A 24,350-nucleotide genomic window follows, 5' to 3' on the forward strand; every position below is an offset into this window, starting at 1 on the left:
TCTCAGCCGTTAGGCTTCAGTAATTCAGCCGCCCCTGTTTCACCAGCCATTCGCGTGCCATAAACAGCGCACTGACATTGCGTGCCTCGCGGAAGTCGGGTTCGTCCAGCAGCGACAGCATATCGCTTAGCGGCCAGCGGTGGACAATCAGCGGCTCCGGCTCATCGCCTTCCAGCTTTTCAGCGTAGAGACCTTCCGCTATCACAATATTCATCTTGCTGGAAAAATAGGAGGGGGCCATGGTGAGCTTGCCCAGCGTGGTGAGCTGTTCGGCACCAAAACCCACCTCTTCTTTGAGTTCACGCACCGCCGCTTCATTCACGGTTTCACCTGCATCGATCAGCCCTTTAGGAAAACCCAGCTCGTAGGTTTCCAGTCCGACGGCATATTCCTGAATCAGGATCAGATGGTCATCGATAATCGGCACAATCATCACCGCTTCACGCTCAGAGGGCTTCATCCGCTCATAAACGCGATGCGCCCCATTGCTGAAAGCCAGATCGACCGACTCAATAGTGAATAACCGTGAACGTGCCACGGCGGTGATATTGAGGATGTCAGGTTTTTTTGGAGTTTTCATATCAGCCTCAAATTATTCTGCGCCGGCTATCTTGAGCGAATTAGCATACCTAACCACAGGCAATTGTGCGACAGTCACACAGTGCCGTTATCGTTGCACAGACTATAGCGATTGAATAACAGCCTTTGGTTATCAGTTAAGACTAAATTTGCATTAGTCAATATGCTGCGATAAGTTTCAGATAATACCGATATTTAATCCAGTCTGTGCCAGTTACCATTCGGACAAGGCAGGGTTTAACAAATGCCAGTCAGATATACGTTGGCACTATTTCATCGGGTGCCTGACTCCTCAGGGTTATATAATCTTCCGGAATGCCTCTTTTATAGTGAGCATAACCGGAGGCGAAAGTTTAAAGTGAAGGCAGCATTTTGGCTGAATTGAGCAGAGCATGAGCACAATCTTTATGATCCTGGCCATAGTGCTGACCTGTTCAATCCTGGCAGGTATTGGGTTCTGGTACGCTATGCGGCATCGCCCGCCGTTGGCGAAACCGCTGCCATTCATCAGTCCGCCCTGCCGCAAACTTTCTGCCCAGGAGCGTGAGGCGGTCGATAAATATGTCGCCGCGCTGGAAAAGCAGCCCCGTACCACGCTGACTACCGATAAGCGCAGCGCGCCTGAACGTCTGACACTCACGGCGCAGAGCAACAATGTCTATCCGGTTACCCGCGCCATTACCCGCTATGGCCTCTCAACTGACGATCCCCATAAATGGCGCTACTATCTGGATGAAGTTGAAGTTCATCTGCCGCCGCTGTGGGAACAGTACATTACCGACGAAAACTACGTTGAGTTAATCCGCACCCAATCTATTCCACTGGTGATCTCACTGAATGGTCACTCTCTGGTGGATTACGCCGTCGACCAGCAATCGCTGCCAACACTGATGCGCCCGGTGTCGACCAACGCCTCTATCCGCAAAGCAGAAACGGAAAACGTTGAACTGCTGCAGGTGCGCAAAGAGACAGCGGAAGAGTATCGGCTGTCGCGGCCAGACGGCACGCGTGAAGCGGTGATGATCTCCCTTGCCTTCTTACTCTTTTTCTTCAGCCTGTTAGTGCCCACCACACTGATGATCTGGCTGGTGCTGACGGGCGCAGTAGCGATCGCGGCCAGTCTGTGGCTGCTCTATCGCGTTCCCGGTGAGCGTGGACTGCGTGATATCCACTGCCTGCGCGGCGCGCCAAAGCGCTGGGGCCTGTTCAGCGAATCAAACCAGGAGCAGAGCAACATTACGCTGGGGATTATTGACCTGGCCTATCCCCCGCACTGGCAGCCCTATGTGGCACACGATCTCGGTCAGGTGACGGATGTTGAAATCTACCTCAACCGCCAGGTAGTGCGTCAGGGACGTTTCCTGTCGCTGCAGGATGAGGTCAAAAACTTCCCTATCCAGCGCTGGCGGAAAAACGTGGTGCTGGCCTGTGGTTCACTGATGGTGCTGACCATGCTGGTTACCTGGATCCCGCTTGGTATGCCGATTAAGCTCAGTCTGGCCTGGGCCAGAGGCACCGACAGTCTGGAGGTCAACAGCGTCGATAAGCTCAGCAGCGTGCCGCTGAATATTGGCGATAACCTCACAGTGAGTGGCACCGGCATGTGTTCCGTGCCGGACAACTACCAGAGCAACCGCAGTTACGCCTATATGCCGTTTGACTGCTCAGCGGTCTACTGGAATAACGCCACGCCCTTGCCACAGCCACAATCGGACATCATCGATAAAGCCGCCGCGCTGCTGGAGACCACCACAAAACAGCTGCATCCGGAAACCAATACCGATCCCAAACTCAATCCCCAACTGGCATCCGCGATTCAGAAATCAGGCATGATCCTGCTGGATGATTTTTCCGATCTGGTGATGAAAACGCAGGATCTCTGCAATCAGCCGCAGGACTGTATGCGCCTGAAAAATGCGCTGGTAAACCTGGGCAATGCCAAAGACTGGGAAGCGCTGATGCGCCGGGCAGATTCCGGTCAGCTAAACGGCATGAATGTGCTGCTGCGGCCGGTGAGCGCGGAAGCGCTGGAAAATCTGGTCAATACCGCCACCTCGACCTTCTTTTTCCGCGAAACCCGTCGTGCGGCAGAAAATCTCAACAGTCCACCGCCAGGGGGATTCCTGATCGTCAGCGACGAGGGTCGCCAGCTGGTGAATCAGCCACAGCCCACCGTGTCACTGTTTGATCTTGACCCACCGTCTCAATGGCGCGAGCTGCAACGTATTTCTGCCATGCTGCTGCATACGCCGTTCAGCGCCAGCGGCATCATTACTGGCATTTCTACCGATGCCAACGGCACACGTCACATCATGCTGCACAATGAACCGGATGCTATGGCGCAGTGGCGCTATCTCGGTACCGTATTGCTGCTGCTGGTGCTGCTGACCTGCGGCGTGATCAACGGGCTGCTGGCGCTGCGCCGCATGCACCGTAATCGCCAGCGCATGATTGATATCCAGCAATACTATGACAAGTGTTTCAACCATAACCTCAGCACTTTGCAGAGCGTGCGCTCGATATTCTGAGCCCTGCCCTTCTGTGCTACCCTGTCGCCCGGTTTTTTACAGGGTCTGACACTACAATGCTCAACTGGTCTGAGATTGATACCGTGCTGCTCGACATGGATGGCACGCTGCTGGATCTGGCATTCGATCGCCACTTCTGGCTGGAGCACGTCCCTGAACAGCTCAGCCAGCAACGCGACATCACCCGTGCAGCAGCCGACGCGATCATCACGGAAAAGTATCAGGCCGTCGCCCATACGCTAAACTGGTATTGTCTGGATTACTGGGCAGAGGCGCTGTCGATGGACATCCGTGCCATGACCTGGGGGATGCGCAGCCGGATTCGGCTGCGTGACGATACGCTGCCTTTTTTGCAGGCCCTGCGTCGCGCCGGAAAGTCCACGATTCTGTTGACCAACGCGCATCCTTTCAATCTGGACGTCAAACTGGCGCAGACAGGTTTAGCGCCGCACCTTGATTTATTACTTTCCACCCATACCTTTGGGTATCCGAAAGAAGACCCGCGTTTATGGCAGGCGGTACAACAGCACACCGGCTTTTCTGCGCCGCGCGCACTGTTTATCGATGACAGCGAAGTGATTCTGGATACGGCGAAGCGATGGGGCATCGGTGAGTGCTTAGGCGTGAAGAATCCCGATTCGGGTCGTCCTGAGCAAATCTTTCAGCGTCACCGCGCCACGGACGATTACCGGACGCTGATCTGAGTCAGGAGCAGCAATGAAAGAGAAAAGCAGCGAAGAGGTCCGTCTCGACAAGTGGCTGTGGGCGGCGCGCTTCTACAAAACCCGGGCGATGGCGCGGGAGATGATTGAAGGCGGCAAGGTGCATTACAACGGCCAGCGCAGCAAACCGGGCAAAGTGGTAGAGCTGAATGCGGAACTGACACTGCGTCAGGGCAATGATGAACGCACCGTGGTAGTGGCTGGCATCACCGCGCAGCGGCGTCCCGCCAGCGAGGCCCAGCAGCTCTATCGCGAAACCGATGCCAGCATTGAAAAACGCGAAAAAATGGCGCAGGCGCGCAAGATGAATGCGCTGACTATGCCCCATCCCGATCGGCGACCTGATAAAAAAGAGCGTCGCGATTTGATGAAGTTTAAATTATCGGGCGATGAATAACGCCGTCTTCGCTGACGCACCATCGCCCCGTTCCAGTGAGAGAAAAACTATGTCAGTCCAGGATCAACTGCACCGTTATCTGTTTGAAAATGCCGCCGTGCGCGGCGAGCTGGTGAACGTCTCTGACACCTGGCGTGAAACCGTGAAGAACCACGACTATCCGGCACCGGTTAAAACGCTGCTGGGTGAGATGCTGGTCGCCACCAGCCTGCTGACCGCCACGCTGAAGTTCGATGGCGAAATCACCGTGCAGTTGCAGGGTGACGGCCCGCTGTCGCTGGCGGTGATCAACGGTAACAATAATCAGGAACTGCGCGGCGTTGCACGTATCAAAGGCGACATCCCGGACGACAGCACCCTGAAAAGCATGGTCGGCAATGGCTATCTGGTGATCACCATCTCCCCTGAAAAGGGTGAGCGTTATCAGGGCGTGGTCGGGCTGGAAGGTGACACCCTGGCAGCGTGCCTGGAAGATTACTTCATGCGCTCAGAGCAGTTGCCCACGCGCCTGTTTATCCGCACCAGCGACAAAGGCGCTGCCGGTATTCTGTTGCAGGTACTGCCTGCGCAGGATACAGAGAAAGAGGTCTTCGAGCACCTGGCAACACTGACCGAAACCATTAAAACGGAAGAGCTGATCGATCTCCCTGCGAATGAAGCGCTCTGGCGTCTTTACCATCAGGAAGAGGTCACCCTTTACGATCCGCAGCCGGTGATCTACAAGTGCACCTGCTCGCGTGAACGCTGTGGCGAAGTGCTGACCACGCTGCCGCAGGAAGAAGTGGATGAGATCATCGCGGAAGATGGCAAAATCGACATGCACTGTGATTATTGCGGCTCAAACTACGTGTTTGACGCAGTAGACATTGCGGGCATCCGCAGCCACTCCCATGAAAATAACGACCGTCTGCACTGATTCATCGGGCGGCGTCTGCCGCCCCTTTTCCCTGCCCCTGCCTATCCCCATAATTTTTCAGACAAATTATCTTTTTTTACTTTCATAACATCTTTTAAACGTTCGAAACATAGCCTTAACGCGCCCTGAGTCGCATTTTTAGATCACTGCCCTTTTTCCCTCTTCGCAGAAGAGTAAACTGCGCGCGATCGTGCAAACGCCCGGACGCCTGGGGCAGATGCCCTGAATAGCCCGGTTATCTTTGCAGGCTGTCGTAACGACGCGCAGTAAACCGTCAGTGATTCACCGCACCCGATGCAACAGCCGGTGGCACGATCCCAACCTATCTCTGCTTTGCAGAACAGACACCGATTTAAGGAGCAGTAAAATGCGCGTTAACGGCCTGACCTCGCAAGACCTTGCCGCTTTGGGCATCGTGGATACCACGGAAGTGGTTTACAACCCTGATTACGACACGCTCTTTCAGGAAGAGACGCGCCCGGACCTCGAAGGTTTTGCACGTGGCACCCTGACGCAGAGCGGTGCGATTGCAGTAGACACCGGGATTTTCACCGGGCGATCGCCAAAGGATAAGTACATTGTGCGTGACGACACTACGCGCGATACCCTGTGGTGGAACGATCAGGGTACCGGTAAAAACGACAATCAGCCCCTGTCGCAGGAGACCTGGAACGCGCTGAAAAGCTGCGTTACCCGCCAGCTTTCCGGCAAGCGTCTGTTTGTGGTGGATGCGTTCTGTGGTGCCAATGCCGATTCACGTCTGAGCGTACGTTTCGTCACTGAAGTTGCCTGGCAGGCGCACTTCGTGAAAAACATGTTCATCCAGCCTACAGACGCTGAGCTGGCCGACTTCACGCCTGACTTTGTGGTGATGAACGGAGCCAAATGCACCAATCCGGACTGGCAGGCGCAGGGTCTGCACTCGGAGAACTTTGTTGCCTTCAATCTGACGGAACGCATGCAGCTGATTGGCGGCACCTGGTACGGCGGCGAGATGAAGAAAGGTCTGTTCGCCATCATGAACTACCTGCTGCCGCTGAAAGGCATTGCTTCAATGCACTGTTCAGCTAACGTCGGTAAAGCGGGTGATGTGGCGGTCTTCTTTGGTCTCTCCGGCACCGGCAAAACCACACTCTCCACCGATCCTGACCGCCAGTTGATCGGCGATGATGAGCACGGCTGGGACGATGATGGCGTGTTTAACTTTGAGGGCGGTTGCTACGCCAAAACCATCAACCTTTCTGAGCAGGCTGAGCCGGAGATCTACCGCGCCATTCGCCGCAATGCATTGCTGGAAAACGTGGTGGTGCGCAAAGATGGCAGCGTTGATTACGCCGACGGCAGCAAAACAGAGAACACCCGCGTCTCCTATCCGATTAATCACATCGACAATATCGTGCAGCCGGTCTCAAAAGCGGGCCACGCGAAGAAAGTGATTTTCCTGACCGCCGATGCGTTTGGCGTGCTGCCACCGGTATCACGTCTGACACCGGAACAAACGCAGTATCATTTCCTGTCAGGCTTCACCGCCAAACTGGCGGGTACCGAGCGTGGCGTCACTGAGCCGACCCCGACCTTCTCCGCCTGTTTTGGCGCGGCATTCCTGACGCTGCATCCGACGCAATACGCTGAAGTGCTGGTGAAGCGGATGGAGGCGTCCGGTGCACAGGCTTACCTGGTGAATACCGGCTGGAACGGCAGTGGCAAACGCATCTCACTGAAGAATACCCGCGCCATTATCAATGCGATCCTGGCGGGTGAGCTGGATGATGCACCGACAGAAACGCTGCCAATCTTTAATCTGCAGATGCCGGTTGCGCTGGGCGAGCTGGACAGTGACACGCTCGATCCGCGTCGTAGCTGGGAGAGCGAAGAGAAGTGGACCGCTGCCGCCGAAGGTCTGGCACAGCGCTTTATTGATAACTTCGATAAGTATACGGATAACGCCGCAGGTGCTGCGCTGGTGAAAGCTGGCCCGCAACGCTAAAAGAACCGGCGCGGCAGTGATACTGCCGCGCCGCTTTTTATCAGCCAGACACGCTATTGCTGCTGTTATTGTGGCTCAGCGCCATCGTTTCCACTAACGGCAACCAGGCACGAATACGTAACCCGCCGCGTTCGCTCTCGCCAATCTCCAGCGAGCCCTGATGGGCATCAATGATACGCTGCACAATCGCCAGACCCAGACCGGTCCCGCTGGTGCTGCGGGCGCTGTCGCCCCGCACAAAAGGCTGGAACAGATGCGCCAGCTGATCCGGCTTGATACCAGGACCGTCATCTTCTACCTGGAACCAGGCACGATGCAGTTCCCGTCCGCTACTGACTTTTATCCAGCCATTGCCGTATCGCGCGGCGTTGACTACCAGGTTAGCCAGTGCGCGCTTAATCGACAGCGGATTGATATCCAGCATTAACTCTTCCGGCATCACCGCATTTTCGATTTCACGCTCATAGCCGCTTTCAGCTGCCACGACTTCGCCCAGCACGCTGTTAAGATCTGCGCGCTCGGTCTGCATCTCCTGACCGGTACGCAGGTAGTCAATGAACTGTTCAATGATGGCGTTGCACTCTTCGATATCTTTATTAATCGATTCGGCCAGATAGCCATCCTGCTCACTCATCATCTCGGTGGCGAGACGAATGCGGGTCAGCGGCGTACGCAGATCGTGGCTGACGCCCGCCATTAACAGCGTACGGTCATCCGCCAGCTGCTTCACCCCGGCCGCCATCTGATTAAAGGCACGGGTCACCGATCGCACTTCTGACGCGCCATACTCACGCAGCGGCGGCGGAATAATCCCGCGTCCGACCTGCAAAGCGGCGTGCTCCAGATCCACCAGGGGCCGGTTCTGGATGCGGATAAAGAGCCAGGCTCCGCCTATCGCCAGCAGCATGATCGCCAGGGTATAGCGGAACAGCGGTGAGAAGTCGCCCTGATGAATCTCTGTCAGCGGCACCCGCACCCAGATATCGGGCGACAGCCAGGTTTTCAGCCAGACCACCGGCGAGTTTTTATTCACCTCCACCCGGACATCGGTCGGACCGCCGAGCTGCTGCCCCATCTGCTCGCTCAGGAATTCATAATGCTGCGCCCAACGCAATCCGCTCTCCTCTGCTGCTGCATTGGTGTAGAGCGAGATCCCCAGTTCGCGGTAGATTTCCCGGCGAAACGCCGGGGGCACTTCCAGCTGCGTGCCATCTTCCAGCTGCAACCGGTCGGTCATCAGCATACGAACTTCGTAAGCGAGCACCTTATTGAACTGTTGCAGACTGGGAAGAATGGCGAAGTTCAGCACCACCAGATAGGTCGTCACCAGGCTGACGAACAGCAGGGTAACGATCAGCAGCAGGGTGCGGGCAAACGAACTCCGTGGCGAGAAGCGCAGTCGCTTCATGCTTTACTGCCGTCCGGCACAAAGACGTAGCCCAGCCCCCAGACGGTCTGGATATAACGCGGATGCGCAGGATCCTCTTCCACCATACGACGCAGGCGGGAGATCTGGACATCGATCGAACGTTCCATGGCGCTGTATTCACGGCCACGCGCCAGGTTCATCAGTTTGTCACGGGACAGCGGCTCACGCGGGTGGCTTACCAGCGCTTTCAGCACTGCAAACTCACCGCTGGTCAGCGGCATCGGCTCATCTTCACGGAACATCTCGCGGGTGCCGAGGTTAAGTTTGAATTTACCGAAGGCAATAATCGCCTCTTCCTGCGACGGTGCGCCTGGCAGTTCATTAGCCTGACGGCGCAGCACCGCGCGGATACGCGCCAGCAGCTCACGCGGATTGAAAGGCTTGGGAATGTAGTCGTCAGCGCCAATCTCCAGCCCCACGATACGGTCCACCTCTTCGCCCTTGGCGGTCACCATAATAATCGGCATCGGGTTGCTCTGACTGCGCAGACGACGGCAGATAGAAAGGCCATCTTCGCCCGGCAACATCAGGTCGAGTACCATCAGATGAAAGGATTCACGGGTTAACAGACGATCCATCTGCTCGGCATTAGCGACACTGCGCACCTGAAAGCCCTGCTCGGTGAGATAGCGTTCAAGCAGTGCACGCAGACGCATATCATCATCGACGACCAGAATTTTGTAGTTCTCTTGCATTTTCAACTCCCAAAGGCGCTATTGCCTGAGCCAACATTGTTAAAAAAAGATGCCTTATAGTGACAGTCATTATTGGTTTATATTCTAGCCAAAATTGTTACAAAGCATATTAAACAGGAGCTTATATTTGAATTAAGGCGATTGTGGGGTCTTTTTAACATGTTTACCTCCGCCTGGCTTCTGATACGGCAAATCTGAAAAAATGACCCTGTTTCTCTGTATCGCTGGCGTCAGAAGCGAGCCAGTTTTTAATCGATGAATCAATTCAGTGAGTTAGCAGATAATTTGACTTAATAATCAGCCATCACTGTAGATAAACTCCAGATAATCTATCTCAACAGCGAAGCGGCAGCATAATATTCCAGTAAACCTGCCTGACGCCTCATGCTCATCTCGGATTAGTTTCAGCAACACGCTCAGCAAGGCCAGTTTAAATTAAAGTCCTTTAAATCAATCAGTAAAGCCAACTTTTCGCCCCTCTCGTTTTGAACCAGACTCCTCTGGCAACATTCGATGTCTCAACGGGGAATACACAATGAAAAAAACAATTTTACTGCTGAGCGCGCTGGCATTAAGCAGCGTCAGCCCAGGTTATGCTGCCACAGCAACCGGTGAAGCCGCCGGCGCAGCAGCGACAACCACTGCAAAAGGTAACTCTGACGCCATCGGTGTAGGTGCAGTCGCAGCCCTGCTGGGCGTTGCGCTGGCCACTATGGGCGGCGGCGGCGGTGACGGTCACAGCACCGGCACCTCGACCACTACGGCGACTCACGCCGGAAAATAAGTTTAAGCACCCTGCTGGCTTCAGATTACTGGTTTCATTTTGCATCACAGCATTAACCCTTTCGCCGCCGGGGAAATCAACGTGGGTTTTAGCCTTTAAAAACCCTTTCCCCGACTCTTTTTTGCCGTGCCCTCTTTGCCTTACACTGTCGCTCCTGAGATCTCTGTGGCCGGTATAGCATGAAAACCCGACTTATTACCCGCGAAGGCTTCGATAAGCTGAAAGCGGAACTCGACTATTTATGGCGTGAAGAGCGACCGGAAGTGACGAAAAAAGTCACCTGGGCTGCCAGTCTTGGCGATCGCAGTGAAAATGCCGATTATCAGTACAACAAAAAACGGCTGCGCGAAATTGACCGCCGCGTTCGCTATCTGACCAAAAGTCTTGAACAGCTCCGTATTGTTGACTATTCACCCCAGCAGGATGGCAAAGTCTTCTTTGGTGCCTGGGTAGAAATTGAAAACGATGAGGGCGACCTCAAACGCTTCCGCATTGTGGGCTACGATGAGATTTTTGGCCGCAAAGATTACATCTCTATCGACTCCCCCATGGCGCGGGCGCTGCTGAAAAAAGAGGTTGGCGATGCCGCCACCGTTGAGACGCCAGTGGGTCCGGCACTGTGGTATGTCAACGCGATTGACTACCCGCAATAACGATTCAGATTATCGCTGAAAGCCGCCCGTGTCTCTGGCAATTTTGATTATCAATCCGTATAACTGTCGGCTATTTCTCAACCCGGAAAGCAAGACAGTCCTGATGATGAAAGTTCTGAGCCAGATAATTGCCAGTGAGCTACAGGCGCGACCAGAGCAGGTTGACGCCGCCGTTCGCCTGTTAGATGAAGGGAATACCGTGCCGTTTATTGCACGCTATCGTAAAGAGGTAACCGGCGGCCTGGATGATACCCAACTCCGCCAGCTGGAAACCCGCCTCAGCTATCTGCGTGAACTTGAAGAGCGACGCCAGTCGATTCTGAAGTCGATTGACGATCAGGGAAAACTGACTGACGACCTCGCCCGCGCCATCAATACCACCCTCAGCAAAACCGAGCTTGAAGACCTCTACCTGCCCTACAAACAGAAACGCCGCACGCGTGGACAGATCGCGATTGAAGCAGGTCTGGAACCCCTGGCGGACACTCTGTGGCAGGATCCGTCGCACACCCCTGAGCAGCTGGCTGAGCAGTATGTCGATGCTGATAAAGGCGTCGCCGACGTCCGTGCCGCGCTGGATGGTGCCCGCTACATCCTGATGGAGCGTTTCGCTGAAGATGCGGCGCTGCTGGCCAAAGTCCGTAACTACCTGTGGAAAAATGCCCACCTGGTCTCACGTGTAGTGGAAGGCAAAGAGGAAGCGGGCGCGAAGTTCCGTGACTACTTTGATCATCACGAAGCGCTGAGCACCGTGCCGTCGCATCGTGCGCTGGCGATGCTGCGTGGCCGCAACGAAGGTGTGCTGCAACTCTCACTGAATGCCGATCCGCAGTTTGATGAAGCACCGCGTGAAAGCCACGGCGAAACCCTGATTGCTGAACACCTGAACCTGCGCCTGAATAACGCCCCTGCCGACAGCTGGCGTAAAGCCGTCGTGAGCTGGACGTGGCGCATCAAGGTAATGCTGCATCTGGAAACCGAACTGATGGGTACGGTGCGTGAGCGTGCAGAAGATGAAGCGATCAACGTTTTTGCCCGCAACCTGCACGACCTGCTGATGGCAGCCCCGGCTGGGATGCGTGCCACCATGGGACTGGATCCCGGCCTGCGTACCGGCGTTAAAGTCGCTGTGGTCGATGCCACCGGTAAACTCGTGGCGACCGATACCGTTTATCCACACACCGGACAGACCGCCAAAGCGGCTGCCGCTGTTGCCGCGCTCTGCATTAAGCATCAGGTCGAGCTGGTGGCAATTGGCAACGGCACCGCTTCACGTGAAACCGAGCGTTTCTTCCTGGATCTGCAGCAACAGTTCCCACAGGTCACGGTACAGAAAGTGATTGTCAGTGAAGCTGGCGCATCGGTCTACTCAGCCTCTGAACTGGCGGCGCTGGAATTTCCGGACCTTGATGTTTCGCTGCGCGGCGCGGTGTCGATTGCCCGCCGTCTGCAGGATCCGCTGGCCGAGCTGGTGAAAATCGATCCGAAATCAATCGGTGTCGGTCAGTATCAGCATGATGTCAGCCAGAGCCAGCTGGCGAAGAAACTCGACGCTGTAGTCGAGGATTGCGTGAACGCCGTCGGCGTTGACCTTAACACCGCCTCGGTGCCACTGCTGACCCGCGTCGCAGGCCTGACGCGCATGATGGCGCAGAACATTGTCGGCTGGCGTGATGAGCATGGCCGCTTCCAGAACCGCCAGCAGTTGCTGAAAGTCAGCCGTCTTGGGCCAAAAGCCTTTGAACAGTGTGCGGGCTTCCTGCGCATCAACCACGGCGATAACCCGCTCGACGCCTCCACGGTCCACCCGGAAGCCTATCCGGTGGTCGAGCGCATTCTGGCCGCTACCGAACAGGCGCTGAGCGACCTGATGGGTAATGCGGGCAGCCTGCGCAATCTCAGCCCGCGCGATTTCATTGATGAACGTTTTGGTTTGCCGACCGTCACCGACATTATGAAAGAGCTGGAGAAGCCGGGCCGCGATCCCCGTCCTGAGTTCAAAACCGCGCAGTTTGCAGAAGGCGTGGAAACACTGAACGATCTGACGCCGGGCATGATCCTCGAAGGTGCCGTCACCAACGTCACCAACTTCGGTGCGTTTGTGGATATTGGCGTGCATCAGGATGGCCTGGTTCATATCTCGTCGCTTTCAGACCGCTTTGTGGAAGATCCACATCAGGTGGTGAAAGCGGGCGATATCGTCAAAGTGAAAGTGATGGAAGTCGATCTCCAGCGCAAACGTATTGCCCTGACCATGCGTCTTGATGAGCAACCGGGCGAAGGCAATGCCCGTGGTGGCGCGAGAAACACCGCCCCGCGCGAAGAGAAACGTCCGGCCGCCGGTAAAGGCCGTCCACGTCCGGTTACTTCCTCAGCGGGTAATAGCGCGATGGGTGATGCGCTGGCCGCGGCATTCGGTAAAAAACGCTAAGCTTTTCAGGGGGCCACATCTGGCCCCCTTTTCCCGCCCTCTCCCCCGGTTGAAAATCCCCATCATCGCGCTACGCTAAAAAGACGCCTGTCATAAAAACAACACCTGCTGTGGCACCCAATTCACAATGGAAACGATCACCGATCTGATTGAGAAGATTTATGCTGGCACATTCCCGGAGGCGACCTTTGCGCGCCTGCAGGCTGACATCGCTACCGCCCGCGAGACGATTAAGCTGCCCCGTAAGGCACACTGGGATGAACAGGATGTGGTGCTGATCACCTACGCCGATCAGTTTCGGGAAGCCGGTAAACCCACGCTCAGCACCTTTTCCCGTTTCTATCAGCAGCATCTGCAATCCACGTTTCCGCTGGTTCACCTGCTGCCCTTTTTCCCCTGGTCGTCCGATGACGGCTTTTCGGTGATTGATTACCATCAGGTCGATCCGCAGTGCGGCGACTGGCAGGATATTGCGCGACTGCATCAGGAAACCCGGCTGATGTTTGACTTCGTCTGCAACCACATGTCGTCGCAGAGCGCCTGGTTTAGCCACTTTCTGGCGCAGGATCCCGGCTGGGACGATTTCTTTATCAGCATGCCGCCCGCCACCGATCTCAGTGCCGTCACGCGACCGCGCACTTCGCCGCTGCTGACGCCGTTTAAGATAGCCGATGGCGACACCCGCTTTATCTGGACCACCTTCAGCGCCGACCAGATAGACCTTAACTTTGCCAATCCTGAGGTGTTGCTGCGCATGGTTAACGTGCTGCTCGACTACCTGATCCGTGGCGCTGACTATGTACGTCTCGATGCGGTCGGCTATATGTGGAAAACGCCCGGCACGCGCTGTATTCATCTGGAAAAAACCCATCAGCTGGTGAAGCTGTTTCGCGCCATTGCCGACCATGTCGCGCCTGGGACGGTGATTATCACTGAGACCAACGTGCCGCATCAGGACAACATCAGTTATCTGGGCAACGGGCACGATGAGGCACAGATGGTCTATCAGTTTTCACTGCCGCCGCTGGTCCTGCACGCCATTCATACCGGATCGGCGCGCGCGCTGCGGCAGTGGGCCAGTTCGCTGGATCTCAGCAGCAACGACACCACCTTCTTCAACTTTCTGGCATCACACGATGGCATCGGGCTGAATCCAGCGCGCGGCATTTTGTCTGAAGTAGAGATTGTGGCGCTGGTGCGCGATCTGGCACTGGAAGGTGCGCTCGTCTCCTATAAAAACAATCCTGACGGCACCACCAGCCCCTATGAAATCAACGTCACCTATCTGGATGCGTTAAATAGCGAAGCTGACGATGACGCCACGCGACTGAAACGCTTTTTGCTGGCCCATGCGATTCTGCTGGTCTTTCCTGGCGTACCGGCTATCTATATCCAGAGCATTCTGGGCGGTCGTAACTATTATGATGGCGTGCGGGCAGCCGGGCATAACCGGGCCATTAACCGGCAGAAGTATGATTTGCAGCAGATTGAGTCGGCGCTGGCAGGCGGTGACTGGCTGCGTCAGCAGGTCTACACCCGCCTTGGGCAGTTGATTCAGTTACGGCGTCGCCAGCCTGCGTTTCATCCTGATAATCCGATGACGATCTTTGACAGCGAAAACGCCCTGCTGGTGCTCAGCCGTCATCAGCCGGAGAGCGGCGACGGGCTGCTGTGCGTGTTTAATCTCAGTGGACGGTCAGTAATGACGCAGCTGCCGGTGGCGCATACGTTGCAGGATGTGGTAAGCGGAGAGAAAATTGATGGCACCCAGCCGGTTAAGCTGGATGCCTGGCAGTTCATGTGGCTACGTTAATTACTTGTAGACTTCAGCGGTAGCGCTGAATTTACCGTGTTCGCGACCCGCGATCACCAGGTAATATTTACCGCCTTTCTCGTCAGCAAGCTTAGACAGCACTTTTTTAGCATCCATTGGCGAGGTGGTTTCCGCCGTGGTGTTAACGGTGCCAATCTTCTGCAGGTTCATTGTCTTAACTTCTTCTTTGGTGACTTCTTTCGCTGCCATCGCAGAAAATGAAATCGCGCCCATCATCATTGAAGCCACAACCCATTTAAAAACCTTCATTATGTTTACCCTCATTCATGATCCATTGTGAGATGTAAGCAGCCGCTAAACGCGTAAGGCAGTATGGAACGGCATAGTCATTTCCGTGACTAATCACATAAAATTGCAGCGGCCTTGCTCACAGAGAGAAGTATTGCTGCTGTCAGCGATTTTGCCAATATAAAGCAGCACTATCCCGGTAAATTACTGATAAAATTAACAATATGCTGACATAAGTTGTCAGGATGGGAAATAAAAGGTGCATGCGCTGCTTTTTCGATAACGACCGAAGGCGAATCTGGCAACATTTCATCAATCTCAGCGGCTATCCGGCGCGGCACCAGCCCATCCAGCGCCCCGTAGAGTCGCAGGAACGGCAGCCTGATTTGCGGTAGCGCGTCGCGCAGATCGACCTGGCGCAGGATCTCCAGACCGCCATCCAGTACCGCCACCTCCGGCATCGGTTGTGACAGCACCACCTCTTTCAGGTGTCGCGCATCAGCACGCGCGGTTTCGGTGCCCAGCGTCTGCAGCGCCAGAAAGCGCTCCACCGTGCGCTGGAAATCGTTGCTGAGCATCTGCTGGAAGTTCTGCAGCGTCTCCGGTTTAATGCCGGGCCAGTTCCCGGTGGCAGTGAAACAGGGTGACGACGCCACGGTAATCAGTGCAGCCAGCTTTTCTGGCGCTGTCAGCGCAAGCTGCGTTGCCACCAGTCCGCCCAGCGACCAGCCCACCACAATCGCCTGCGGTGGCAGCAAAGGCAGTAACTCTTCTGCCATCTGCGCCAGCGTCAGTGCACCAAAATCACCGCTGCGGCCATAACCCGGCAGATCGACCAGATGCAGGCGATAGTGCGTACTGAGTCGCGGAATAATGCTTTGCCAGACTTCGGCGTTCAGTCCCCATCCGTGCAGCAGCACAAGATCGCGTTTTCCTTCCCCGCAGGTGTGCCAGTAGAGCGACGTCATCAGTTACTATCCCGAAATTGATAAGGAGGTCGCTATGCTAGCAATGCCCACCCTGTGTTGGCTATGCCGGATGCCGTTACGGATAGCCCGGCACGGCATCTGCAGCTTATGCCTGCGCGGATTACCGCCGTTGCCATTGCTCTGCCCGCGCTGCGGATTACCGGCAGGCTCAGCAAAAGTCGCCTGTGGCCGCTGCCAGCTTAAACCGCCTGCCTGGCAGGCACTGGTCTGCGTCAATGACTACTGTTCCCCGTTCAGCCAGTGGGTTAATCAGCTTAAGTTTTCTCACATAACCGCACTCAGGGTGATGCTGGCGCGGCTGCTTTTGCTAAGCTGGCTGAATGCTTACCGGCGCGGAAGTGTGCCGCGTCCCGATCTGCTGCTGCCGGTTCCGCTGCATCAGCGACGACGCTGGCAGCGTGGCTTTAATCAGACGGTACTGCTGGCCGCTCCGCTGGCGGACTGGCTGGGCTGTGAATGGCATGAAGGGCTTTCGCGCAGGCGAAGGGGTGCACTACAGCATCAGCTCAACGCCCGACAGCGCCGCACCAACTTACGCGGTGCCTTTCGCCTTGAAATGGCGGTGCAGGGACGCCATATCGCCCTGCTGGATGACGTCATTACGACCGGCAGTACCGTAGATGAAATCAGTCGTCTGTTACTTGCGCAGGGCGCGGCCAGCGTGCAGGTCTGGTGCCTGTGCCGTACCTTGTAGAGCGTCATTGATGGGCGTATTATAACCAACTAAATTAGTCAACTATTGAGCAATCGACATGATCCGAATTACTGACTCTGCCCAGGAACATTTTTCTAAACTGCTATCCAAACAAGAAGATGGCACCCAGATTCGCGTATTCGTGATTAACCCGGGTACGCCAACAGCCGAGTGTGGCGTCTCTTACTGTCCGCCCGATGCGGTTGAAGCGACTGACACCGAACTGAAGTTCGAAAAGCTCTCTGCCTACGTTGATGAGCTGAGCAAGCCCTATCTGGAAGATGCGGAAATCGACTTCGTTACCGACAATCTCGGTTCACAGCTGACGCTGAAAGCGCCGAATGCCAAGATGCGTAAAGTCTCGGATGATGCGCCAATGGTTGAGCGCGTAGAGTATCTGCTGCAGGCACAGATCAACCCACAGCTGGCCGGCCACGGTGGCCGCGTGTCGCTGATGGAGATCACTGACGATGGCTACGCTATTCTGCAGTTTGGCGGCGGCTGTAACGGCTGTTCGATGATCGACGTGACCCTGAAAGACGGTATTGAGAAAGAGCTGCTGGCTGCCTTCCCGGAACTGAAAGGCGTGCGCGATATTACCGAGCATCAGCGCGGCGAACACTCGTTCTACTGATGATAAAGCGCGGCAGCCTGACTGCCGCGCTATTTTTAAAGCTCTTCTTATTTCTCTTTCTTTCCTGACTGACGCTGCTGGCTGACCACCTTCAGCAGTGCATTCACTTCCTTATCCGCAAAGATCTCCTCCAGCGTTTTGCTTAGCTTGCGTCGCCAGTTCGGATACTGATCCACGGTGCCCGGCACGTTCACCGGCGTGGTCATGCCGAGCCAGTCCTCCGGTTGCAGGCCCAGCAGCGCACTGTCGGTATCCGCCAGGAAGCGATGAATCGCGCGGTTCAATGCAGGCGTCATAGCCAGCTTCTCTGCCTTCTTCTGACTGCGTGCCGGTAAGGCACCCGCCTGATGCAGCGCATCCAGCAGCGCCTGCTTCTGCGCGGCACGCTGCTGATGTAATGCTTTCACCGCATCGCCCGGATAAAGACCCAGCTTCTCGCCCAGTTCCAGGTCGCCCTGCTCCCAGAAGCCGGTCAGCGTCGGCAGATCATGCGTACTGGCGCTGGCGATAGACTGACGCGGGTAGTCCTGCGGCGCGCGATAGCGTTCATCTTTCTCCTGCTCAAACCAGAGCACCTTCCATGAAAAGACACCGCTTTTGCGCAGCAGGCTGACGATCTCCTGAGGCACGGTGCCAAGGTCTTCTCCAATCACCATACAGCGCAGCCGGTGGCTCTCCAGCGCCAGGATAGCCAGCAGATCGTTGACCGGATAGGCTACATAAGCGCCTTTATCCGCCGTCTCTCCGGCTGGCACCCACCACAGACGCAGCAGCGACATGACATGGTCGATACGCAACGCGCCGCAGTCACGCATGTTGGCGCGCAGCATGTCGATAAAGGGCTGATAAGCGCGCGCCTGCATCACATGCGGATCCATCGGCGGTAAGCCCCAGTTTTGTCCCAGCGGCCCCAGACGGTCAGGCGGTGCGCCCACCGAGGCCTTGAGGCGATAAAGCTCCGGGTCGTGCCAGGTCTCCGCACTGCCTTCCGCCACGCCCACCGCAAGGTCACGGTAGAGACCGACGCTCATGCCCAGCGCCTGACTGTGCGCCCAGCAGCCTGAGAACTGCTGCTGCGCCAGCCATTGCAGCCACTGCCAGAAGGCGATCTCCTCTTCATGCTGCTCACACCATTGCTGCACTTCCGGTGACCGACTGTTGCGCCACGCCTCTGGCCAGGCAGGCCAGCCGCCCTGCTGCGACTTGTCCGCCTGCCGCGCCAGCTGAATGCCGTCATAGGCAGCCTGATAACGCAGGCTGTCACCGCCTTCACGCACAAAGGCCGCAAAGGAGTGAGGCTCTTCGCTCTGGCTGTCACGCGTCTGAAAGTGTGTCCAGGCGTGGCGCAGCGCCGCCAGCTTCAGCGCCATCACAGTTTCATAGTCGACCCGCTCTGCCTCACGCGCTTTGGTCAATGCCTTTTGGGTTTTAGCGCTTTTCCACCACTTCTGCGCCGCCGCGCTTTGCTGAAAATCGGCCACCTGACTGACGTCGATATAGATGATGTTCAGCCAGCGGCGCGATGACGGACTATACGGACTGGCAAAACCGGGGCTGGCAGGATAGAGCGCATGCAGCGGATTCAGCCCGACGAAATCGCCGCCGCGCTCAGCCAGTTTTACCAGCAGATGGTCGAGATCGCCGAAGTCACCGATGCCCCAGTTCTGTTCAGAGCGCACGGTATAAAGCTGAACCAGTGCACCCCAGCGTTTTTCCCCCGCCTCCAGCGCCGGAGGCAGATAGCAGCGCCGCGGCGCGACAATAATCTGCGTCTGCCAGCTTTTCTTTCCTTTAGTGAGCGTCAGCTGGTGATAACCCTGGGTCAGCGGTCCCGGCAGTGTAAAAGGCTCACCGGCGGTTAACTCGCCGCTGTGCTGTTTGCCCTTTTCGGTCTGCAATTGCCAGTGGTAAGTGCCACTGCCCTGAGGCGTCAGCTGTCGCTTACTGCTGCCGCTGAACACCGCGACCGGCGGCAGCGGGGATTTGCTGGCCTTCTGCGGTTCTGCCATCACCGCCAGCAGCGCGCGTTTGGTCTCATCGCTGACGGCCTCTTTCCTGCCGTTAACGTCGATGTAATCCAGTGAAATGCCTGCGGCACGGGCGGCCTGATCGAGTGAATTTTGCTTCATTGCTGCTCCTTAGCGCGGTGCCTGCCAGATACGTTGCTGATAGTCACGAATGGAACGGTCCGAACTGAACATGCCGGTTCGGGCCGTATTGAGGATGGCGGCGCGGGTCCAGCCTTCGGGGTCACGCCATAGCGCTTCCACCCGTTGCTGCGCCTCTATATAGGCCTGAAAGTCGGCCAGCACCAGCCAGGGATCGCCGTGTTTCGTCAGGCTCTCCAGCATCAGGTCAAAGGCGTGCTTATCCCCGTCGCTGAATTTGCCCTTCTCCAGCGATTTCAGTAATTCGTCCAGCGGCTTGTTCTGCTTACGCACCTTTTTCGGGTTGTAGCCTTTTGCTTTAAGCGCTTTCACCTCATCCACGGTGTGACCGAAGATAAAGATGTTCTCCTCGCCCACCTGTTCGGCAATCTCGACGTTGGCACCATCCAGCGTGCCAATCGTCAGCGCACCGTTCAGCGCCAGCTTCATGTTGCCAGTGCCGGAAGCTTCATAACCGGCGGTGGAGATCTGCTCAGAGAGATCGGCCGCCGGGATCATCTGCTCGGCCACGGTGATACGGTAGTCGGGGATAAACACCACTTTGAGTCTGTCGCCAATCCGCGGATCGTTATTCACTACCTCCGCCACTTTGTTAATGGCGTAGATGATATTTTTGGCGAGGTAGTAACCCGGCGCGGCCTTAGCCCCGAACAGGAATACCCGTGGCGTAAAGGTGACATCTTCCGGGTTATTACAGAGCGTCTGATAGCAGTAGAGGATATGCAACAGGCTGAGATGCTGGCGCTTGTACTCATGCAGACGCTTGATCTGCACATCGAACAGCGCAGCCGGATTCACGATGATGCCGGTATGCCGCGCGATATATGCCGTCAGCTGCGCTTTGTTCTGCTGTTTGATGCTGCGATAGCGCTGACGAAACGCCTGATCGTCGGCATAGGCCTCCAGACCGGTCAACGCATCAAGGTTATTGGCCCACTCCGTTTTCAGCGTCTCATCAATCAGCCCGGCCAGCGCCGGATTACACTGCTTCAGCCAGCGACGCGGCGTAATGCCGTTGGTGACGTTATGGAATTTTTGCGGCCAGAGCTGGTGATATTCCGGGAAGAGATCGCTGACCACCAGACGGGAGTGCAGCGCCGCCACGCCGTTGACCGCAAAGCCACTGACGACGCAGAGATTGGCCATCCGCACCTGACCGTCAGCGACCACCGCCAGCTTGTGCCACATCGCTTTGTCATCCGGCCAGCGCTGCTTCACCCGTTTTTTCAGCCGCTGGTTAATCTCTTTGATAATCAGCATGTGGCGCGGCAGCAGACTGCGCATCAGCTTTTCATCCCAGCGCTCCAGCGCCTCCGGCATCAGCGTGTGGTTGGTGTAAGCAAATAACCGGCTGGTGATCTGCCATGCCGCATCCCAGCTCAGCTGATGCTCATCCAGCAGCACACGCAGCATCTCCGGGATAGCGATGGTCGGATGGGTATCATTGAGCTGGATGACTTCAAAATCCGGCAGGCTGTGAATACTGCGCCCCGCCAGATGGTGACGCCGCAGGATATCCGCCACCGCACAGGCGCACTGGAAATATTGCTGCATCAGGCGCAGCCGCTTGCCAGCCTGATGGTTGTCATTGGGATAAAGCACTTTGGTGAGCTTTGCCGCTTCGATGCCGGGCTGCTCCGCCTGCAGGAAATGGCCGTCGTTAAAGGCGGTGAGATCAAACGGATGCGCGCTTACTGCCTGCCACAGGCGCAGCGGCAACGTTACGCCGTTGCGGTAGCCGGTGACCGGCAAATCCCAGGCCTCGCCGCGCAGCGTAAAATCGGGATGCCAGCGTACGTCACCGTTTTCCAGCTTTTCTACCCGACCACCCATCGCGACGTCGACATCCAGCGCTGCGTTGTGACGGAACCAGGGATAGCGCTCGCGCTGCCAGTCATCGGGCGCTTCAATCTGCTTACCCTCGTCAAAAGACTGGCGGAACAGGCCGTACTGGTAATTCAGTCCGTGGCCGGTGGCGGACTGCCCTACCGTTGCCATTGAATCCATGTAGCAGGCGGCCAGTCGTCCCAGCCCGCCGTTGCCAAGCGCCGGATCGACCTCCTGCTCCAGCAGTTCGGTTAAATCGAGCTGCTGCTCAGCCAGCGCCGCTTTAACCTCGTCATACCAGCCGAGATTCAGCAGATTGTTGCCGGTCAGACGGCCAATCAGAAACTCCATCGACAGATAATTAACGTGGCGCTGCTGCACAGCCGGACGCGGAGCCGGTTGCGCGGCCAGCAGTTCTGCCAGCGCCGCGCTCACCGCCTGCCACGCCTGGTGTGGGGTCATCTGTTGTGCAGAGAGGAGACTTAACTGCTGCCACTGGCGGGTAAATGCGGCGTTAAAACGGGCTTTATTAAATTTTTGCTGCGGCATATCACTCCCTTCTGTTACGCAATGAGGTGAAGCAAAAATAGAAAGCGCACGGGCTGGTAACCGGGTACCAGCAACCGTTAAGTAAAGACGGGAGTGAGGAAAAAAGCGACAGCAATCAAAGAAAAACGCCAGCCGGGCGGCTGACGTGGCAGGAATCAGCAGAGTTCGAGGTGAACCTCATGCTGCTCAATCACTTTCATGACGCTGGCGGGCGGCATTTTGTCGGTGTAGAGATAGTCCAGCAGACTCATGTTGCCAAGGTTAACCATGGCGTTCCGACCAAACTTTGAGTGATCCACCACCAGCATCACGCAGCGTGAATTTTCAATGATGGCGCGTTTGGTGCGGACTTCGTGATAGTCGAACTCCAGCAGCGATCCATCCATATCGATGCCGCTGATCCCCAGGATGCCGTAATCAAGCCGGAACTGGGAAATGAAGTCGAGCGTCGCTTCACCCATCACCGCGCCATCGCGGGTCCGTACTTCACCGCCTGCAATAATCACCCGGAAATCGGGTTTGCCCATCAACAGCATCGCCACGTTGAGATTGTTGGTCACCACACGTAAATCGCTGTGGTTGAGCAGCGCGTGCGCCACCGCTTCCGGCGTGGTGCCGATGTCGATAAACAGCGTAGCCCCATCCGGGATCTGGCTGGCAACACGCTGAGCAATCCGCGCTTTTTCCGCTGACCACATCATTTTACGATCGTGCCAGGCGGTATTCTCTGAGCTGGAAGGAAGCGCCGCGCCGCCGTGGTGACGCTGAATTTTATTCTGATCGGCCAGATCGTTGAGATCGCGACGAATGGTTTGCGGGCTGACCTCAAAGTGATCCACCAGCTCCTCAGTACTGACATATCCCTGACGACGGACTAAATCGATAATCGCATCATGACGTTGCGTCTGCTTCACGTTCCTCTCCTGTTAACCCGCTTATATCCTGTCTAACGACGCGTGACGTTACGCGTATCCACCAGCGCCATTGCCAGCCCGACGACCAGACCGGCGACGTGCGCCGCGTTAGCAATCGCCAGACCAAAGACGCCGAACCAGCCAATCACCAGCCAGACCAGCGCAAAACCGATCAACCCCCTTTCAAGATAGACGCCGCTGTCAGGATCGCGCTCGCCGCGCAGCCAGCAGTAACCCATCAGCGCATAAACCACGCCCGACAGACCGCCAAACCAGATACCGCTGAACTTCGCCTGCAGCCAGCCGCTGAGCAGCGCTGAAATCAGCATAATCACGAACAGTTTGCCACTGCCAAGGCGCTTTTCGACCGCGCCGCCGAGATACCACCACCACATCAGATTAAACAGGATGTGCAGCAGTGAAAAGTGCAGCAGCGCATGGCTGAACCAGCGCCAGACCTGCAAATGCTGGTCGGCATCCGGCCAGGAGAGCCAGGCCATCACGGTCTGATCACCCATCACCTGCATCAGAATAAATACGGCGATACAGAGCACCATCAGGGACAGGGTCAGCGGACCGGCACGCTCACGGATGTTCGCCCAGATATTGCTGCGCTCATAGCGCAGGCCGCTGTCGGTCTTGCCGCTATGCCAGCTGGCGGCCTGATAGCGCGGATGGTTAGGGTCGTGCAAAAACTGCTGAAGTTCGTTTTCGACCACTGAAATCTTACTTTCATCATCCAGCATGACGACGTAGTGATTTTCATGCTCAATGCGCAGCGTGATGCCCTGCGTCGCCATGTAGTCCACAAACGCCTGCGCCATGCGCGGCTGATTAAACTGGGTAATGCGCATCAGTAACTCTCCATGTGACGGGCGGCAATCTATTCACTGCCGAGGGCAACCTGCTGAGGAAAGGCAGCACGCCAGGCATCAAAGCCGCCATCAATGCTGTAGGCCGCGCTGAAACCCTGTCCCAGCAGATATTGCGCCGCGCTTTTGCTGCTGTTGCCGTGATAGCACATCACCAGCACCGGCAGGCTGTGGTCTGCGCCACTGACAAAGTCGCTGAGGTTGGTGTTGGTCAGATGCAGCGCGCCTGCCGCATGACCCAGGGCATAACTTTGCGGGTCGCGGATATCCACCAGCAATGCACCCTCAGCCAGATGCGCCTGCGCCTGCTTCACGTCAATACATTCGAACATTTCCATAAAATCTCTCATAACAGCGTCGTAATGGTGCGTAGTGTAACCCGAGAATCCACGCCGATAACCTGACAATCGTTACGGCTATCTGTTTTTTTGGTGGGCAGAATGTTAGCTATATCACGCAAAAATGTTTTTACCCGGTTAAAGACTGGCGTAAATGTTGGTTTGCGATTATGATTATGCTC

General features: G+C 56.3%; 21 protein-coding genes. 11 read left to right on the forward strand and 10 right to left on the reverse strand.

Translation table 11 applies throughout. The annotated features are described in order from the left end of the window. Positions 1-16: 16 nt before the first annotated feature. Entirely contained in the window at positions 17-580 is a 564-nt protein-coding gene (gene nudE / locus F3I44_RS09705; RefSeq protein ID WP_150011092.1) for an ADP compounds hydrolase NudE, read from the reverse strand. Between the two features lie 391 nt (positions 581-971). Between nudE and F3I44_RS09710 the strand changes: the two genes are divergently transcribed. The 5 genes from F3I44_RS09710 to pckA all read left to right on the forward strand — a co-directional run bounded on the left by F3I44_RS09710 (position 972) and on the right by pckA (position 7,129). Further along, complete coding sequence (locus F3I44_RS09710; protein ID WP_150011094.1) at positions 972-3,107, forward strand: intracellular growth attenuator family protein; 2,136 nt, start codon at positions 972-974, stop codon at positions 3,105-3,107. A 56-nt stretch (positions 3,108-3,163) separates the two neighbouring features. Then, positions 3,164-3,811, forward strand: coding sequence for a GMP/IMP nucleotidase (yrfG, locus tag F3I44_RS09715; RefSeq protein WP_150011096.1), 648 nt, complete (start codon positions 3,164-3,166; stop codon positions 3,809-3,811). 13 nt (positions 3,812-3,824) lie between these two features. Then, positions 3,825-4,226 carry a ribosome-associated heat shock protein Hsp15 gene (hslR, locus tag F3I44_RS09720; RefSeq protein ID WP_033734209.1) on the forward strand — a complete coding sequence of 134 codons (402 nt, stop codon included), beginning with the start codon at positions 3,825-3,827 and terminating at the stop codon, positions 4,224-4,226. A 49-nt stretch (positions 4,227-4,275) separates the two neighbouring features. Beyond that, positions 4,276-5,142, forward strand: coding sequence for an Hsp33 family molecular chaperone HslO (hslO, locus tag F3I44_RS09725; RefSeq protein ID WP_150011098.1), 867 nt, complete (start codon positions 4,276-4,278; stop codon positions 5,140-5,142). Positions 5,143-5,509: 367 nt separating this feature from the next. Next, the gene (gene pckA / locus F3I44_RS09730) at positions 5,510-7,129 is read left to right on the forward strand and encodes a phosphoenolpyruvate carboxykinase (ATP) (RefSeq protein WP_150011100.1); all 1,620 of its coding nucleotides are present in this window, start codon (positions 5,510-5,512) and stop codon (positions 7,127-7,129) included. A 40-nt stretch (positions 7,130-7,169) separates the two neighbouring features. On the opposite strand, the gene envZ is transcribed toward pckA, so the two are convergent. Together envZ and ompR are read right to left on the reverse strand one after the other, a co-directional pair. Further along, a complete protein-coding gene (gene envZ, locus F3I44_RS09735; protein ID WP_150011102.1) occupies positions 7,170-8,537 on the reverse strand; it encodes a two-component system sensor histidine kinase EnvZ in 1,368 nt (455 codons plus the stop codon). Further along, complete coding sequence (gene ompR / locus F3I44_RS09740; protein WP_003853014.1) at positions 8,534-9,253, reverse strand: two-component system response regulator OmpR; 720 nt, start codon at positions 9,251-9,253, stop codon at positions 8,534-8,536. Before ompR ends, envZ begins: the two co-directional genes overlap by 4 nt. 535 nt (positions 9,254-9,788) lie before the next feature. Here ompR and yjbE point away from each other — a divergent pair. From yjbE to F3I44_RS09760, 4 genes are all read left to right on the forward strand, one after another. Beyond that, positions 9,789-10,037 (forward strand): exopolysaccharide production protein YjbE, encoded by a 249-nt coding sequence (gene yjbE / locus F3I44_RS09745; protein WP_150011104.1) that lies wholly within the window; start codon positions 9,789-9,791, stop codon positions 10,035-10,037. Between the two features lie 179 nt (positions 10,038-10,216). Beyond that, positions 10,217-10,690, forward strand: coding sequence for a transcription elongation factor GreB (greB, locus tag F3I44_RS09750; RefSeq protein WP_003853016.1), 474 nt, complete (start codon positions 10,217-10,219; stop codon positions 10,688-10,690). A gap of 103 nt (positions 10,691-10,793) precedes the next feature. Then, complete coding sequence (locus F3I44_RS09755; protein WP_150019385.1) at positions 10,794-13,121, forward strand: Tex family protein; 2,328 nt, start codon at positions 10,794-10,796, stop codon at positions 13,119-13,121. Between the two features lie 127 nt (positions 13,122-13,248). Next, positions 13,249-14,934 carry a sugar phosphorylase gene (locus F3I44_RS09760; protein WP_150011108.1) on the forward strand — a complete coding sequence of 562 codons (1,686 nt, stop codon included), beginning with the start codon at positions 13,249-13,251 and terminating at the stop codon, positions 14,932-14,934. Here F3I44_RS09760 and F3I44_RS09765 read toward each other — a convergent pair whose 3' ends face one another. Beyond that, a complete protein-coding gene (locus tag F3I44_RS09765; protein WP_003853019.1) occupies positions 14,935-15,204 on the reverse strand; it encodes a YdgH/BhsA/McbA-like domain containing protein in 270 nt (89 codons plus the stop codon). Between the two features lie 170 nt (positions 15,205-15,374). Then, complete coding sequence (bioH, locus tag F3I44_RS09770; RefSeq protein ID WP_150011110.1) at positions 15,375-16,151, reverse strand: pimeloyl-ACP methyl ester esterase BioH; 777 nt, start codon at positions 16,149-16,151, stop codon at positions 15,375-15,377. Between the two features lie 34 nt (positions 16,152-16,185). Between bioH and gntX the strand changes: the two genes are divergently transcribed. Both gntX and nfuA read left to right on the forward strand, forming a co-directional pair. Further along, positions 16,186-16,866, forward strand: a complete 681-nt coding sequence (gntX, locus tag F3I44_RS09775; RefSeq protein WP_150011112.1) for a DNA utilization protein GntX — start codon at positions 16,186-16,188, stop codon at positions 16,864-16,866. Positions 16,867-16,924: 58 nt separating this feature from the next. Beyond that, positions 16,925-17,500 carry a Fe-S biogenesis protein NfuA gene (gene nfuA / locus F3I44_RS09780; RefSeq protein WP_009087718.1) on the forward strand — a complete coding sequence of 192 codons (576 nt, stop codon included), beginning with the start codon at positions 16,925-16,927 and terminating at the stop codon, positions 17,498-17,500. A 47-nt stretch (positions 17,501-17,547) separates the two neighbouring features. Here nfuA and malQ read toward each other — a convergent pair whose 3' ends face one another. The 5 genes from malQ to glpE all read right to left on the reverse strand — a co-directional run bounded on the left by malQ (position 17,548) and on the right by glpE (position 24,168). After that, complete coding sequence (gene malQ, locus F3I44_RS09785; RefSeq protein ID WP_150011114.1) at positions 17,548-19,629, reverse strand: 4-alpha-glucanotransferase; 2,082 nt, start codon at positions 19,627-19,629, stop codon at positions 17,548-17,550. Between the two features lie 9 nt (positions 19,630-19,638). Next, the gene (gene malP / locus F3I44_RS09790) at positions 19,639-22,044 is read right to left on the reverse strand and encodes a maltodextrin phosphorylase (protein WP_150011116.1); all 2,406 of its coding nucleotides are present in this window, start codon (positions 22,042-22,044) and stop codon (positions 19,639-19,641) included. Positions 22,045-22,199: 155 nt separating this feature from the next. Next, positions 22,200-22,958: a DeoR/GlpR family transcriptional regulator gene (locus tag F3I44_RS09795; protein WP_013359303.1), complete on the reverse strand. Its 759-nt coding sequence runs from the start codon at positions 22,956-22,958 to the stop codon at positions 22,200-22,202. A gap of 32 nt (positions 22,959-22,990) precedes the next feature. Further along, positions 22,991-23,812, reverse strand: coding sequence for a rhomboid family intramembrane serine protease GlpG (gene glpG, locus F3I44_RS09800; protein WP_150011118.1), 822 nt, complete (start codon positions 23,810-23,812; stop codon positions 22,991-22,993). Positions 23,813-23,841: 29 nt separating this feature from the next. Continuing rightward, the gene (glpE, locus tag F3I44_RS09805; RefSeq protein WP_150011120.1) at positions 23,842-24,168 is read right to left on the reverse strand and encodes a thiosulfate sulfurtransferase GlpE; all 327 of its coding nucleotides are present in this window, start codon (positions 24,166-24,168) and stop codon (positions 23,842-23,844) included. Positions 24,169-24,350: the final 182 nt, after the last annotated feature.

The organism is Pantoea sp. F_5, from assembly GCF_008631595.1.
Taxonomy (GTDB): Bacteria; Pseudomonadota; Gammaproteobacteria; order Enterobacterales; family Enterobacteriaceae; genus Pantoea; species Pantoea gossypiicola.